This is a genomic window from Aminivibrio pyruvatiphilus (genome assembly GCF_004366815.1).
In the GTDB taxonomy this organism is placed as follows: Bacteria; Synergistota; Synergistia; order Synergistales; family Aminobacteriaceae; genus Aminivibrio; species Aminivibrio pyruvatiphilus.
On the sequence record NZ_SORI01000013.1, the window covers coordinates 71,800 to 87,273 of the forward strand.

General features: G+C 60.9%; 8 protein-coding genes. 4 read left to right on the forward strand and 4 right to left on the reverse strand.

Features of this window, described 5'->3' with window-relative positions:
* The first annotated feature begins 9 nt into the window (after nt 1-9).
* The 3 genes from dapF to C8D99_RS10125 all read left to right on the forward strand — a co-directional run bounded on the left by dapF (nt 10) and on the right by C8D99_RS10125 (nt 6,398).
* On the forward strand, nt 10-846 hold the full coding sequence (gene dapF, locus C8D99_RS10115; protein ID WP_133958021.1) for a diaminopimelate epimerase: 837 nt from the start codon (nt 10-12) through the stop codon (nt 844-846).
* A gap of 91 nt (nt 847-937) precedes the next feature.
* Nucleotides 938-4,375, forward strand: coding sequence for a translocation/assembly module TamB domain-containing protein (locus C8D99_RS10120; RefSeq protein WP_133958022.1), 3,438 nt, complete (start codon nt 938-940; stop codon nt 4,373-4,375).
* A 145-nt stretch (nt 4,376-4,520) separates the two neighbouring features.
* A complete protein-coding gene (locus C8D99_RS10125; protein ID WP_133958023.1) occupies nt 4,521-6,398 on the forward strand; it encodes an SLC13 family permease in 1,878 nt (625 codons plus the stop codon).
* Between the two features lie 72 nt (nt 6,399-6,470).
* On the opposite strand, the gene glgC is transcribed toward C8D99_RS10125, so the two are convergent.
* The 4 genes from glgC to malQ all read right to left on the reverse strand — a co-directional run bounded on the left by glgC (nt 6,471) and on the right by malQ (nt 12,622).
* On the reverse strand, nt 6,471-7,778 hold the full coding sequence (gene glgC / locus C8D99_RS10130) for a glucose-1-phosphate adenylyltransferase (RefSeq protein WP_133958024.1): 1,308 nt from the start codon (nt 7,776-7,778) through the stop codon (nt 6,471-6,473).
* Between the two features lie 70 nt (nt 7,779-7,848).
* Nucleotides 7,849-9,312, reverse strand: a complete 1,464-nt coding sequence (locus tag C8D99_RS10135) for a glycogen synthase (protein ID WP_166670129.1) — start codon at nt 9,310-9,312, stop codon at nt 7,849-7,851.
* Between the two features lie 5 nt (nt 9,313-9,317).
* Nucleotides 9,318-11,054, reverse strand: coding sequence for an alpha-glucan family phosphorylase (glgP, locus tag C8D99_RS10140; RefSeq protein WP_133958026.1), 1,737 nt, complete (start codon nt 11,052-11,054; stop codon nt 9,318-9,320).
* Between the two features lie 74 nt (nt 11,055-11,128).
* Nucleotides 11,129-12,622: a 4-alpha-glucanotransferase gene (gene malQ / locus C8D99_RS10145; RefSeq protein WP_133958027.1), complete on the reverse strand. Its 1,494-nt coding sequence runs from the start codon at nt 12,620-12,622 to the stop codon at nt 11,129-11,131.
* 129 nt (nt 12,623-12,751) lie between these two features.
* Between malQ and C8D99_RS10150 the strand changes: the two genes are divergently transcribed.
* The gene (locus C8D99_RS10150) at nt 12,752-15,208 is read left to right on the forward strand and encodes a DUF3536 domain-containing protein (RefSeq protein WP_133958028.1); all 2,457 of its coding nucleotides are present in this window, start codon (nt 12,752-12,754) and stop codon (nt 15,206-15,208) included.
* Nucleotides 15,209-15,474: the final 266 nt, after the last annotated feature.

Sequence of the window (15,474 nt, forward strand, 5' to 3'; positions counted from 1 at the left end):
GAGATAACCGTGATTCCATTTACGAAAATGCAGGGCAACGGCAACGATTTCATTGTGCTTGACAACATGTCGGGGCAGTATACGGCGGAATTCCTGTCGAAGGCGGCTGTTGCTTTCTGCAGAAGGCGCCAGTCCCTCGGCGCCGACGGCGTGCTTGTCGCGGAAACCTCTTCGGACGCGGACTTTACCATGCGCCTTTTCAATGCCGACGGCAGCGAAGGGGAAATGTGCGGTAACGGTGCCCGGTGCATCGCCCGGTATGCCTTCGAAAAGAACATCGCCGGAAGAACGCAGCGTTTTTCAACCCTTGCGGGCATTATGGAGGCCGAAGTGGATTCTCCCTTCGTCGATCTCCGGATGGGAACTGTCTCCCTGAACGGAGGGTGGTTCAACCGGCCTCTCACCGTGGCCGGAGAGACGTTTCCGGCCTCTTTTCTCCGGGTGGGCGTTCCCCATGCCGTCCTGTTCTGTGAAGCTGAACCGCCCAGGGAGCGCATGGTCCAGGTGGGAAGGGAGCTTCGCCACGACAGGAACCTCTTCCCCGACGGCGCGAACGTGAATTTCGTCTTCGGGGACGGTGAGGCGACCATACGGTCCGTCACCTATGAGAGAGGAGTGGAGGATCTCACCGATTCATGCGGGACAGGCTCCACCGCGTCAGCAATCTGCCGGCTCCTCCGGAACGGCCGTCCGTCCCGTCCCGGCGCCGTAGTGGACGTGATCAACCCCGGAGGGGTGAACACGGTGACCCTCTCCTTCGGACAGGATGGAATGACTGTGGAAGCATCCCTGAAAGGACGGACCGTCATCGTGGCCGAAGGCTTTCTAACGGAGGAATCAGAATAAAATAATGTTATAATCAGAATGGAAAACATCGTGCGAAGAAATTTCGCACTCGGCCGCCCTTCCGGGCGGGAGAAAAGGAGGTCCTGATGCCATGGGAAAGAAAAAGATGATAGGGCTGTTTCTGGTGGTCGGCCTGGCGGGGCTTGCGCTCATAGGAGCCAGCGTGGATTTCGCCGGGGACCTTGTGGTCCGGGAAGCGGGAAAGGCAGTAAAGGACATGCTCGGCGCCGACCTGACCGTGGACGGCATATCCGGCAACCCCATAAAGGGGTTCACCACCGGGAAGATCGGTCTCGTGAAGGATGGGAAGCCCCTTTTTTCCGCGGGCTTTCTCGAGGTGAAGCTGAATCTGATGTCACTGCTCTCGAAGTCCCCGAAGCTGAGCGTGGTCTCCGTGGGCGGAGTTACCACGGATGCCGACGCCCTGGCGGAGCAGATTTCCCGGCTCAGCTTCGAGGGCGGCGGCGGCGGGGAGATTCCGGTGGAGACGGTCCGCCTCGTGGACAGCACCGTGACGTCGAAATGGGCCAGGGCGGACATCACCAGCCTGGGACTCTCGTTCTCCGGCAAGGATATCGATGCTGATCTCGACCTTGCGGTCAACGGCGTTCCCGTCAAGGGAAAGACGGCCGTCCTGGTGGACGGGAGCACCGTGGACGTTAAATCCATGGCGCTGAACGTGGGGAAAGGATCCGTGTCCGCTTCGGGCAGGGTGTCTCCAAGTCTTGCCGTGAGCGGCACCCTGAAGGAGCTTGACCTGAAGGAGCTCATCGCCTTCTGGCCCGTGGTTCCCGCCGACGGCTTCGACGGCAGGGTGTCCCTCAGCTTCAGGGGCGACGGAGAATGGAATGCGCCGTCCCTCGGAGGCGATGTGGATTACAGCGGAAAATCCGTTCTGGGCTATCCCGTGGACAGCGTCCGGGCCAAGTGGGCTCTCGGCGCCGACAGGCTTTCCGTCACGGACCTTGACGCCCGTGTCCTCGCCATGCCCCTTTCGGGAGGCATGAGCCTCGGGTTCGCCCCCGGCAAGCCCCCGGTTCTCGACCTTGATCTCGCGGGAACGTCCATCAAGCTTGCGGAGCTGAAGAAGCTCTATCCGGACATGGGCGACGTTTCCGGAGAAATCGACAAGTTTACGGTGAAGCTCTCCGGTGCCGCGGATGCACTGAACGGCACTGTGGAGTTCAGCGCCCCCTCCCTCGGCGCCTTCGGCTACAGCGTCACCAACTCGGCAGCCCAGGTGAAGATCAATCCCAAGGCGGCAACGCTGAGCGCGAAGAGCAATTTTGAAGGGGCGCCCATTACGGCACAGGGAACGGTCACAGACTACATGACCTCCCCGAAGCTGAACATTTCGGGAAATCTCCGGTCCTTCAACCTGGCGAAGGCGGCAGCCCTTGTTCCTGAACTGAAAGACCTGGCCCTTGCCGGAACGATGAACGCCGACGTGACTGTCAAGGGTACAGCGGCCGTTCCCGAGATCACGGGAAAAGCGTGGAGCGAGAAGCTCACTGCCATGAAAGAGACGGTGGAGACGCCGGCGGTTTCTTTCGCCCTCAAGGGAAAAACGGTGAACATCACCGGGGCTTCGGCCAAGTGGAGAGGCTCCTCCCTTTCAGGCTCCGGAACGGTCGGTGCCGACGGGAAGCTGAATCTCAAGGCTTCTCTTGAGAATCTCCAGCCCGGCGCCATAGCACCTTTCTACCCGGATATCGCCCAGTACAAGATCAAGGGAGCTGTCACGGCGGGAGCGACGGTGACGGGGACGACAGCAGCCCCGAAGATCGACCTCTCCCTCACCTCCGGCTCGCTGGGCCTTCTTGACATGGCCACCTTCAAGAACCTGAAGGTCGGCACCACCCTTGCTGGAGACCTGAAGGCCATTGAAAAGGCCGATCTTGACCTCGACATCGCGGCCGCCAGCGCCGCCGTCCAGGGAGTCACCCTCTCCGATCTTGCGGTGAAACTGAAGAAAACGGGGCAGAAAATCTCCGTCACCTCCGCCTCGGTAAAAAGCGGCAAGGGCTCCATTACCGGCTCCGGAAGCGTCACCCTCGGGGCGAAGCCGGGCGAGGACGGAACCCTCGACCTTGCAGCGAAGATCGCCGGAGCGGATCTCGGCTTCCTTGCGGGCGCCGGCGGTCTTGATCTGCCCATCGGAGGAGCGGTGGACGGCACGGTCACGGTCAAGGGTCCCTTTTCCAATCCGGCCGTGACGGTCAAGGCATCCTCGCCGAAGGTCACTCTTTCGGGAATGGCTGCCACCGACGTTGCCCTTGGGCTCAGCGGCAATACGAAGGAAATGAAGATAGAGGAATTCAGTTCGAAGTTCGGGGGAGGCACTCTCGGAGCGACGGGAAACGTCAAGCTTGGAGCGGCCCCTGACGTGACGGTGGACATTTCCGGGAAGGATCTCGACCTGGCGGCCCTCACAGCAGGGATGCCGGATGCCAAGGAACTCCGCATCGGCGGCAGGGTGAACGCCTCCTTCAAGGGCCGGTTCGCCGGCGCTTCCGGCAAAGGGGAAGGATCCATCACATCCCAGTCCCTGACGGTCATGGGCCTCAAGGCCACGGCGCTGAACTATCCCCTGGTCCTGGAGGGGAACACCCTGTCTGGGAAAGGCGCCGGCGCTTCCTTCTACGGAGGGAAAGTGTCCGGCAGCGGCACTCTCGACATGGCGACCATGAAGTTCTCCCACAGCGCCGAACTCAGCGGTGTGGACGTCAACGCAGTTCTCCAGGACTTCACCGGAGGACTCGGCGGAAAAATCACCGGTCTTGCCCAGGGCTCGGCCAATGTCTCCGGGACCCTGGCCCCCAAGTTCGCCCTGTCGGGCAAGGGGAACGCAAGGATCGGAGAAGGAGCGGTTTCCGGCTTCAAAGGCCTGGATATCGTGACGAAGCTTCACGGCGTCAGCGGCATCAGGTATACGGAGGTCATCGCTCCCTTCCGTCTCGAGACGGGGCGTATCATTCTCGAAAAGGGAACGAAGGCGACGGCGCCCCAGAACGACCCCCTCTACAGGTTCCTTACGGCTGAGGGACCCGTCGGCCCCAAGGGAGCCCTCAAACTCCAGGTGGCGGGGAACGTGAACATCCAGATCATCAACGCCCTCGCCGGCGGAGCCCTGGGAGGCCTGACGGCGGGGTCCCTGGAGGATGCCCTGAAGGGGGTTCTCGGGGGTGCCCAGAAAGGAATGGAAAAGGCGGACTTCCGGGACATTTCCCTCTCTGTTGGAGGTACCGTGGAGAAGCCTTCCGTTTCAAACCTGAAGGTGGCTCCGGGCGCCCAGCAGCCTGCGGCACCGGCGGCTGCCCCGGAACAGAAGCCGGCGGAGCAGCCCCAGGCACCGAAAACGCCCCAGCAGGCCATCATAGAGCAGATCATAAAGCCCGCACCGGCGCCGGCTCCTGCACCGACCCCTGCTCCTGCCCCCGCACCGGCCCCCGCGCCGAAGCCCGAGGAGCCGAAAAAACCTGAGGACATCCTCAAGGAAAAACTTCTCGAATCCATCTTCAAGAAATAGACTGACGGGGGAGGCGAAAGCCTCCCCCTTTCCGTCTCCGGGCGGAAAAATGTCCGGATCATTTCAGCAGGTGAGGACAAACGGATATAATACGAAAAAAAACGGTTCCCTTTCCGGAACCCGGTGAAAAAGGCGGAATGAGATCATGAACCTTTCCCAGGTTTTCATATCAGTCATTATTCTCGTGACCATGTTTTTCTTTTTATGGGGAAAGTTCCGCCATGACGTGGTGGCTCTGGGAGCCCTTCTCGCCGGAGTCTTTTCCGGCCTCATACCGGGGGATGATGCCTTCGCGGGTTTTGGCCACCCCGCAGTGATTACCGTCATCGCCGTCCTTATCCTGAGCCGGGGACTTCAGACCACGGGAGCTGTGGATGTCCTCGCCAGGAAAATTCTTCCCGCTGAGGCGGGGCCGGGACTGAGCATTCTCGCCCTGACAGGGCTTGCCGCGCTGCTGTCGGGCTTCATGAACAACGTGGGAGCCCTTGCCCTTCTCATGCCTGCGGCTCTTCAGACCGCGGAGAAGCAGGAGCTTCCCCCCGGGAAAATCCTCATGCCCCTTGCTTTCGGATCCATCCTCGGCGGGACGGCCACCCTCATCGGAACGCCGCCGAATCTTATCATTTCCGGCTTCCGTGACCGGGCAGGCCTCGGCGCATTTTCCATGTTCGACTTCACGCCCGTGGGGGCCGTCGTGGCGATCTTCGGTGTCCTCTTCGTGGGGCTCCTGGGATGGCGCCTTGTCCCGAAGCGGGAGCGCACGGAAGGGTCCGGCTTCGAGACGGGAGCCTATCTCAGCGAAGTCCGCATTCCTGAAGGCAGTTCTTCGGCAGGCAAACGGCTGAGAGAAGTGGAGGCCATGCTGGATGATGCCGACGCCCAGATCGTGGGCATGGTCCGGGGGGATGTCCACGTGGTGGCGCCGAAACCGGGATATGCTCTCAGGGAAGGGGACATCCTGGTGATCGAGGCGGATCCTGAATCGCTCGCTTCCGTCCTTTCGTCGGCCGGTCTCAGGCTCGAGGAGGATGTCAGCCCGGGAGAAGAGGAAAAGAAGGCAGAGGAGAGGCGGAGACAGAGTTTTGAGATGTACCGGTTCAGCCCGGAGCGGCCGGGGAGCGGGAACAAGGAGCGGGAGGAAGAAGGGGAAGAGCGGGAGGAGTCCGACGAAATGCTGGTCCGTGAACTCGTGGCCCTGCCCGGTTCGCCCCTGTCGGGCCTCTCGGCTACAGACCTTCGCCTCCGTACACGGTACGGCATCAACCTGCTGGCCCTGTCCCGCAAAGGCGCCCGGTCTGTGAACCGGCTCCGGACGACTGCAATCCGTCCGGGAGACGTGCTCCTGGTACAGGGGCCTCCCGAGGCGCTTTCCGCCTTTGCTTCCGAATACGACTGTCTTCCCCTCGCTTCGAGGGACATCAGGGTTCCCAAGAAAGGGGAAGCCCTTGCCGCTTCCCTCGTCATGGGAGCGTCCGTTCTTTTTGCAGCCTTAGGCATCCTTCCCGCCGCAGTCTCCTTCTCCGCGGGAGCTCTCGCCTTTGTCCTGCTCCGGATCGTACCCCTGGGGTCCGTGTATGCGGCTGTGGACTGGCCGGTGGTCGTCCTCCTGGGCGCCATGCTTCCCCTGGCGGGAGCCATGGCGGATACGGGAACCGCCGACCTTATTGCGAACTTCCTTCTCGCTTCGGTGGCCCGGGGGAACCCCGTGGTCGGGCTTGCGGCCATCCTCGCGGGAACCATGATCCTGACCGACTTCATGAACAACGCCGCAACGGCGGCAGTCATGGGCCCCATTGCGGTCAGCGCCGCGGCGGGCCTGGGCGTGAACCCCGACGCCTTCCTCATGGCGGTCGCAATCGGCGCTTCCTGTGCCTTCCTGACACCGATAGGACACCAGAACAACACCCTCATCCTCGGGCCCGGAGGCTTTTCCTTCGGCGATTACTGGAAGATGGGACTGCCCACGGACCTGCTCGTCATCGCCGTTTCCGTTCCCATGCTCCTGCTGGTCTGGCCCCTGTAAGACCGCGGATGTGCCGTTCATTCCAAAGACGGGGGGGGGAGGCGAAAGCCTCCCCCGGATTATTAGCGGTTCTCAGCTGAAACTCGACCAGTCGAAGCCTTCCTTGGGGTTTTCGATGGATTTGCGGAGCTGCATCTTCGGCATGCCCACCACGATGATGCCCGATCCGGGGTCCACGGTGTACCGTTCCCGGTCATGCTCCTCGTCGTACCCCATCACCGTGTTGGGGGGGATGATGTTGTGGCTGTCGATGATCACCCGCCGCAGCCTGCAGTTCTCGCCCACTACGACTCCTTCGCCGATGATGGATTCCTCCACCGAGGAGCCGGGCAGAATGACGCAGTTCCGGGAAAGGACCGATGATTCCACTGTGGAGCCGAGCACTCTGCTGCCTTCCGCCGAGAGGGTGCTCTGCACGTTGCAGGTGTAGCCTTTCACCGGGCAGACGTAGGACGGGGGATCGGCGTAGGAGACGGTCCGGATTGGCCACTGGGGATTGTAGAAGGTCATCTCCGAGTCGTGCTGCAGCAGGTCCATGTGGGCGTCCCAGTAGGCCCGGATGGTTCCCACGTCCTTCCAGTAGGGCTTGTCCTCCCTCCAGAAAGACTTTTCCTTTCCAGGAAGAACGTTTGTGGAGAAGTCATAGGCAAAGACCCTGGATGTCCCGACAAGCTTCGGGATGATGTCCCTTCCGAAGTCGTGGCTCGTGGGCAGCTTGGCGTCCTCTATGAGGGATTCCTCGAGGATCTCCCGTTCGAAGATGTAGTTGCCCATGGAAACATAGGTGAAGCCCGGGTTGCCCGGGATCTCCGGCGGGTTCTCCGGTTTTTCAACGAATCCCACGATCCGTCCGGTCTCGTCGGTGTCGATGCATCCGAAGGCTGATGCTTCCGATGTTGGAACCACGTTGGCCGCCACGGTGATGTCGGCTCCCCTGTTGATGTGGTAGGCCAGCATCTGGTCCACGTCCATCTTGTAAATGTGGTCCGCCGCGAAGATGGCCACCCGGTCGGCATCATAGAGAGTCACCAGGTGGAGGTTCTGGTAGACGGCGTCCGCCGTTCCCTGGAACCAGTGTTCTCCCCTCCACATCTGGGCGGGAACGAGGGTGATGAAGAAATCGCGGCCCCGGAGGGCGCCGCCGAACTGCCAGCCCCGTTCGATATGTTCGTTCAGGGACTGGCTTTTGAACTGGACGAGAACATAAATAGAAAAAATGCCGCTGTTGACAAGGTTGGAGAGCGCAAAATCAACGATCCTGTATTTCGCCGCGAAATGGACCGCGGGCTTCGCCCTGTACTTGGTCAGAGGCATGAGCCTTTCGCCTTTGCCTCCCGCCAGGACGATGCCCAGTGTGCGGCCGTACTTGCCTACCTGCATGGAGCATACCCCCTTCGGCTGTTGTGGGATTCTCGGTTCGGAGATTCTTTTCTTCCGCGCCGGGCTTCCGTCACGAAAGAAGGGATTCGTACAGTTTCCGGTAGAGGGGAGCGGAGCGGCTCCAGGAAAAGTCGGCGTTCATTCCCCTCAGGACCAGCTTTTTCATCGCCCCGTCGTCCCGGTAAACCTCAAGGGCCCTGGAAAGGGCTTCCTGGAGGTCCTCTGGAGTGTAGCCGGAGAAGAGGAAGCCGTTCCCCTCCGGAGTGCCGTGTTCAAAAACGGTGTCCCCCAGGCCGCCCACGGCCCGGACAATGGGTACCGTGCCGTACCGGAGGGAGATGAGCTGGGACAGGCCGCAGGGTTCAAAACGGGACGGCATGAGAAAAAAGTCTCCTCCACCGTAGACGAGATGGGCGAGGGGTTCGTCATACCCCCTGAAGGCGAACACCGAATCGGGAAAACGGGCGGCCGCATCCGCGGCGGCGGCTTCATATTCCGGCTGGCCCGTGCCGACGAGAAAGAGGCGGCAGTTCATTCCGGCAAGCTTATCCAGGAGAGGCAGAAGGATGGAAAAGCCCTTCTGTTCCACCATTCTTCCCACGGAAACCAGCAGGGGGCGTCCGTCGTCCTTCCAGTCCGCCCTTTCGAGAAGCTTTTTTTTGCAGGCGGCTTTCCCCGACAGGTCAGCGGGGGAATACCGTTCCGGAAGGAGGGGATCCGTCCGGGGGTCCCAGTACCGGTCGTCAAGACCGTTCAGTATTCCGGTGACCTTGCCGGAAAGGCTCTTCAGCAGCCCTCCCAGCCCCTCTCCGCCGGCTTCAGTCCGTATTTCCTCCGCATAGCCGGGACTGACCGTGGTAATGGCATCGCAGGCCACCAGGGCGCCTTTCATCAGGTTCGCCATGCCGAAGTATTCCATCCCTTCCACCCGGGCCGCTTCGTTCCGTATGCCCCAGTCTCCCAGGGATTCAAGGGGAAGAAGCCCCTGGTGGGCCAGGTTGTGGATGGTGAAGACGGTTTTGCAGGCATCACCGGAAGCTCCGAAGTGAATATGCCACTTCAGGGCCGCCGGAAGGGGAGCCGTCCCCCAGTCGTGACAGTGAACGATATCCGGATGCCACAGCGTCGCCGCGGGAAGGTCCAGGGCGGCGAGGGAGAGAAAAAGAAAGGGGAAGACCGTTTCGGGAGTAAGGTCCGCCGGATAGACGGATTTTCCGAAAAGCGACGGTTCTTCCAGCAGATAGGCCACCATGCCGGAACCAGAGCATTTCCAGACCGTTCCCCGGTGAATCTTCCACCGGATGACCGCCTCCGCCTTCCGGGAGAGTTTCGTGAGGGAAAAGCCCAGTTCTCTCGCCCTGTCGAGCACGCCCTCCCAGGCCGGGGTGAGCAGGCGGCAGTCAATCCCGCTCTCCCTCAGCGCTGCCGGAAGGGACCCGGCCACGTCGCCGAGACCTCCCACCTTGCTGAACGGCACCGCTTCCGGGCTGACGTGAAGAACCTTCGGTTTTCCGGCACCCTGCCCGGCGCTCATGAGCCTCACATCCCCCGGAAACTGATGTTGTACGCCTTTTCGCAGTACTCCCGCACAACCCTGTGGGTGTTGAAAAAGCTGCCGTTGAGAGCGATGGTCCGCTGCATCATCCAGATCCATTTTTCCCGGTTGTTGTAGTATGTGGGGATTATTTTCTTCTCAAGCTTGTCGTAAAGGTCGATGGCATCGAGAGATTCATCGTAGTGCATCATGTCCGACTCGCTGGGTTCGGGGCCCACGGACCAGCCCGTCACGTCCTCTAGCCATCCTTCGATCCACCATCCGTCGAGGACCGAGAAGTTCATCACGCCGTTCAGGGTGCACTTCATGCCGCTTGTTCCCGAGGCTTCCCTGGGACGGAGAGGGGTATTCAGCCACAGGTCCACTCCCTGGGTGATGAGGGCCCCCTTGTCCATGTCGTAGTTCTCCAGGAAGACGATGGGGATCATTTCGTCCACCTTCTGGGACGCGGTGAGCAGTCTCTGGAGGACGGACTTTCCTCCGTCGTCCCTTGGGTGGGCCTTGCCGGCGAAAACGAGCTGGATTTTCCCCGCACCCACCTCCATGAGCCGCCTGATATTGGAAAGCAGCAGGTCGGCCCTCTTGTACTGGGCCGCTCTCCGTGCAAAGCCTATGGTGAGCACGTCGGGGTCGAGCTGGCGGCCGGTCTGCTCCATGACGCCCGCCAGGAGGCGCATCTTGGATGCCTGGTGTGCGGTCCAGATATCCTCGGGAGGAATCTTCACGGCCTGGACGAGCCTTCCGGGGTCCCGTTCCCATCCGGGGATATGGGCGTTGAAGAGCCGCCTCATGCCGCTGCTGACCCACGTCCCGGGATGGACGCCGTTGGTCACCCAGTCGATTTCCGGCATATTGAACATGTTCCGGCTCACTTCGGCGTGCTTCTTGGATACGGCGTTCACGTACCGGCTGAAGCGTATGCCCAGTTCGGTCATGGAAACGCCGTCGGCGTTGGGAAGCATCCGCTTCAGGTTGGAAAGGGCCTCCTGGGAGATGACCTTGTCCACCAGGTCGAAGCGGAAGAAATCATGGCCGGCGGGAACCGGGGTGTGGGTGGTAAAGATCACCTGGTCCCGGATCTTCTCGAGGTCGTAGTACCCCTGCTCTCTCATGAGCTCCAGGGTGAGGAACCCCGCATGGCCCTCGTTCATGTGGAACGTCTCGATGTTCTTGTAGCCCAGGTCCCGGAGCATGCGCAGACCCCCCACCCCCAGGACCATCTCCTGGCAGAGCCGATAGAGCTGGTCTCCGCCGTACAGGTGCCAGGTGAGCTTCCGGTCGTCGGGGTGGTTGTTGTCGAAGTCCGTGTCCAGAAAGTAGACCGGGAGAGGGTAACCCGTGGCTCCTATGATCTCGTACTGCCACACCCGCACGTGGACTTCCCGGTTCTGCAGGGTCAGGGAGACCTGGTTCGGAAGAAGGGTCAGCTCCTGGACCGGCTGCCAGAGCACCGGTTTTTCCGTCTGCCATCCGTCGGTATTGAAGGATTGTACGAAATATCCCTTCCGGTAGAGAAGGGTGAGCCCCACCATGGGGACGCCCAGATCCGCCGCACTCTTCAGGATGTCGCCTGCCAGGATGCCCAGGCCTCCCGAGTATGTGGGAAGAGATTCTTTTATTCCTATTTCCATGGAAAGGTAGGCCACCGGCCGAAATGCGGGGTCGCTTTCCATGAGTTTCCGTATGGAGCTGCCCAGTTCTCTCTGATGCATGGATGTCATGATGAGAATGATTCCTCCCCTCTCTTTACTGTTTCAATATTACCAGAAAGTTTCCCCTTCTTGGAGAGGGAGAGCTATTTTCTTCCGTAGATGGCCGCAAGGTTCGCCATCCTCCCGGAGAGCTCCCCGGAGAGGTGTTCCTGCCGGGCCTTCCATTCCCAGTTCCCCGAAGGAACCGACGGCGTGTTCATTCTTCCTTCGGAACCGAGGCCCAGGTAGTCCTGGAGCGGTACCACCGCCCGTTCCGCCACGGAGGAAAGGACGAGCCGGATGACCGCGTCCGCGGCGCTCTCTCCGTCCGCGGAACGGCCGGTGTACTTCCGGAATGTCCGGCGTTCGTCCTCGGAGGCGTCTTCGGAATACCATCCTTCGATGGTATTGTTGTCGTGGGTTCCCGTGTAGGCCGTCAATTCCCGCCGGTAGTTGTGGGGGATATGGGGGTTGTCCCTCATTCCGCCGCCGAAGGCGAAAAGGGCCACCGCCATGCCGGGAAAACCCATGGACTCCATGGCTTCCGTGACGTCGGGGGTGATGACCCCCAGGTTTTCCGCCAGGAAGGGCGGGGAAGGAAGTTCCTTCCTTACCGCATTGAAAAAGTCCGCCGAGGGGACCGGCCTCCAGGTTCCCCTCTCGGCGGTTTTGTCTCCGAAAGGGATGGCCCAGTAGGCGAGAAGGCCCCTGAAATGGTCGATTCTCACCGTATCGAACAGGGAGAGGGAATGACGGAGTCTCCGGATCCACCAGGAGAAACCGTTCTTTTTCAGCGTGTCCCAGTTGTAGAGGGGGTTGCCCCAGAGCTGCCCCGTTTCGCTGAAATAATCGGGCGGCACTCCCGCCACTTCCGTGGGCAGAAGATCCCCGCCCAGGCAGAAAAAGGACTGGCGGGACCATACGTCGGCGCTGTCGTAGTTCACGTAGATGGGAAGATCGCCGATAAGCTCCACCCCTGCCTCCCGGCATTTCGCCCTGAGGCTCTTCATCTGGGAGAAGAAAATGTACTGGACGAACCGCAGATAATCCAGCTCCCCCCGGAGATCCCCGGCGGCTTCCCGCAGGGCCGTTTCGTCCCTTCCCCGGATCTTTTCCGGCCAGCCGTTCCAGGGAGTACCTTTGTAGATTCCCTTGAGGGCAGTAAAGAGAACGTAGTCTTCGAGCCAGTGCTCCTGTTCCCTGAGGAAGGCCCCGTATTCCTCGCCGGGGGAAAAACGGGAAAAAGCGATCCGGAGGATTTCCTCCCTGAACGCCCTTGCCGGGCCGTAGTCTATGCGGTCTTCCGGAAAGGCTGGATGGCCGGAGAGTTCGTCCCGGAGGAGCAGACCCCTTGTGACAAGATCATCCGGGGATATGCACAGGGGGGTGCCCGCGAAAGCCGACGGTGAGCTGTACGGTGAATTGCCGAGGGCACCGTCCGTCACGGTGAGGGGAAGAACCTGCCAGATGGTCTGACCGGAACGGGAAAGGAAATCAACGAAATCATGGGCCGGCTTTCCCAGGTCTCCCGCTCCGAAACCGCCGGGAAGGGACGGAACGGGCAGAAGGATGCCGCATGCTCTGTTCAGTAAAAACACCTCCGTATGTAGTGGCCGCTGTCAGTGCCATTCTACACCAGGAAGGGGGGATCTTCGCCGTTCCCGGCCGGGAGGGAGGCGATCGTGATATATAATTGACAGGAAACGCAATGGGAGAGGAGTGTCCCGATGGTCCGTTCAGTGTGCATTCACGGTCATTTTTACCAGCCCCCCAGGGAGAACCCCTGGCTCGGGGAGATCGAGATACAGGAATCGGCGGCTCCCTGGCACGACTGGAACGAACGGGTCGCGGCCGAGTGCTACGGCCCGAACGGGGCCGCGAGAATCCTCGACGATGAAGGATGGATCAGGAGCATCGTCAACAATTATTCCCGCATCAGTTTCAACTTCGGACCGACCCTTCTTTCCTGGATGGAGAGAAAACGCCCCGACATCTACGAGGCGGTCCTGCGGGCCGACGGGCTGGGAGAGGCGAGATTCTCCGGCCACGGGCCTGCTGTCGCCCAGGTTTACAACCACATGATCCTTCCCCTGGCGAACCGGAGGGACAAGGAAACCCAGGTCATCTGGGGAATGGAGGATTTCCGGGCCCGCTTCGGCAGGGATCCCGAGGGCATGTGGCTCGCCGAGACCGCCGTTGATACAGAGACCCTGGAAGTCCTGGCCGAAAACGGCATTGCCTTCACCATTCTCGCCCCCCGCCAGGCAGCAGCCGTAAGGCCGGCGGGTGAAGCAGGCTGGACCGACGTGACGGGAGAGCGGGTGGATGTCTTTCGCCCGTACCGGTGCTCTCTCCCGTCGGGAAAATCCATGGTCCTGTTTTTCTACCACGGCGGCATCGCCCAGCAGGTGGCCTTCGGTGAAACGCTACGGAACGGAAACGCCTTCGCTTCCATGCTGCTGGATGCCATTCTGGCCTCTTCTGCCGAATCTCCCCTCCTCTCCGTGGCCACCGACGGCGAGACCTTCGGCCACCATCACAAATACGGCGATATGGCTCTCGCGTACTGCCTCGACCGGCTCGAAAGGAGCGGCCGCGTGAACCTCACCATCTACGGCGAATACCTGGAAAAGCATCCCCCGGCAGACGAGGTCAGAATAGTGGAAAACTCGTCCTGGAGCTGCGCTCACGGCGTTGAGCGGTGGAGGAGCGACTGCGGCTGTTCCGCCCATTCCAGGCCGGGTTGGAGCCAGGGATGGAGAAAACCCCTGAGAGAAGCTCTGGACGGCCTTCGGGACACACTTTCCCCTCTTTTCGGTGAAGAAGGGGCATCCGTCCTTCCCGACCCTTACGGGGCAAGGAACAGGTATGTATCCGTCCTGCCCGGAAGAAAAAGCGGCAATGTCCGGGAATTCCTCGAGGGAGAGGCCGGACGGCCGCTTTCGGGGGAAGAGCTTGCCAGGTCGGTTTCCCTGCTGGAGATGGAGCGGAACCTCATGCTCATGTACACAAGCTGCGGCTGGTTCTTCGACGAGCTTTCCGGAATAGAAACGCTTCAGGTGATGGCCTACGCCGCGAGGGCCCTCGAACTGGGGGAGCGGCTTTTTCCCGGCCGGGATTTCCGGGCCTTCTTCACGAGAAAGCTTGCCGAGGCCAGGAGCAACATCGCCGAGTTCCGGGACGGCCGGAGGATTTTCGATATCTTCGTCGAACCCCTTCGGGCGGATCTGCTTCGGGCAGGAGCTCATTTTGTCGTTTCCTGTCTTTTTGTCCCGGGGGAACAAAAAGCCTGTTCCCCTGAACGGTGTGCCTTTTCCTCCTACCGTATTTCCGGCTGTTCCCTCGAGCGGAAGGAAAGCGGGAACAACCGCTACGCCCTCGGGTACCTCAGGATCATGTCCGAGGCCACCTTCGAGGAAGATGACCTCTTCGTGGCGGCACTCTACCGGGGAGGAAGGGATGTCCTCTGCGGGGTGGCCCGGAAAACCGCAGGGGCGGACGGAAACGGAGTACGGGAGAGAATAGAGGCCGCCCTGAGAGACGAGGACGAACAGGCCATGGTCGATTTCTTCGGCCATAATGTCTATTCTCTCAGGCACCTTTTCAAGGACGAGCAGCGGAGGATCCTTACCCTCATCATCTCCGAGGACGTGGCCGCCGTTACGGACATGCTCCGGAAGACGGTCAGGGATTATTCTGAAGTTCTTTCCTTCCTTGCCGCCCTCTCCATGCCCTCGCCGGACGCCTTCCGGAGCGCCGCTGAAGTGGTGCTTAACGACGACCTGCGGAAAGCCCTGGAAAGCCTTCCCCTGGACCTTGTTTTCCTGGAGCGGAGGGTGACGGACGCCGAAACCTGGGGGATCTCTCTTGACCTGGAGAGCCTGCGTCACACTGCAGCCCGCCGCCTCGAGGAATTCCTGGACAGGCTCGGGGATGCACCGGGGGACCGGGCCGTTCTCGGGGAACTCCATGCCCTGCTCGCCTTTCTGGAAAAGCGGAAGTGGGAAGTGAATCTCTGGGAAGTGCAGAACCGGTTCGCGAAGATACTGAGCGGAATCCGTGAATTCTCTCCGGGAACATCCGAAACTTTTGCAGGAGTGGCGGCCATGCTCAGAGTAAGGTCTGAGAGCGGCGATTCCGATTTTTTCCCTCCTTCTCCATCCGGGAGAAACAGCGGGAAATAGCGGGACGCGGGGATGGCTTTTGCAGGCCGCTTCGTCCGTCGGTGAGGAGCTGCCCCTAAATCGGCAGCTTCTCCTGGCAGAGGGAGCGTCACCGGCGGCCCAAGCGAGCACCGGTGACGCTCCCCGCTGCCTGCGGATTTAGGCTGCCCCTAAATCCGCAGGTTCTTTCCTTCAAGTAAAGGGATAACTCCCCGGACGGGGAAATGAACTGTTTTCGTTTCCCCGTTTCCTTTCTTTCTTACCCTTTTTCAGGTTTTTCAGGTCTT

Bases quoted from the DNA above. Each gene is read 5' to 3' on its own strand.
- glgC (WP_133958024.1), bottom strand. From the start codon at position 7,778: ATGCAGGTAGGCAAGTACGGCCGCACACTGGGCATCGTCCTGGCGGGA.
- C8D99_RS10125 (WP_133958023.1), top strand. From the start codon at position 4,521: ATGAACCTTTCCCAGGTTTTCATATCAGTCATTATTCTCGTGACCATG.
- C8D99_RS10120 (WP_133958022.1), top strand. From the start codon at position 938: ATGGGAAAGAAAAAGATGATAGGGCTGTTTCTGGTGGTCGGCCTGGCG.
- C8D99_RS10135 (WP_166670129.1), bottom strand. From the start codon at position 9,312: ATGAGCGCCGGGCAGGGTGCCGGAAAACCGAAGGTTCTTCACGTCAGC.
- glgP (WP_133958026.1), bottom strand. From the start codon at position 11,054: ATGACATCCATGCATCAGAGAGAACTGGGCAGCTCCATACGGAAACTC.
- C8D99_RS10150 (WP_133958028.1), top strand. From the start codon at position 12,752: ATGGTCCGTTCAGTGTGCATTCACGGTCATTTTTACCAGCCCCCCAGG.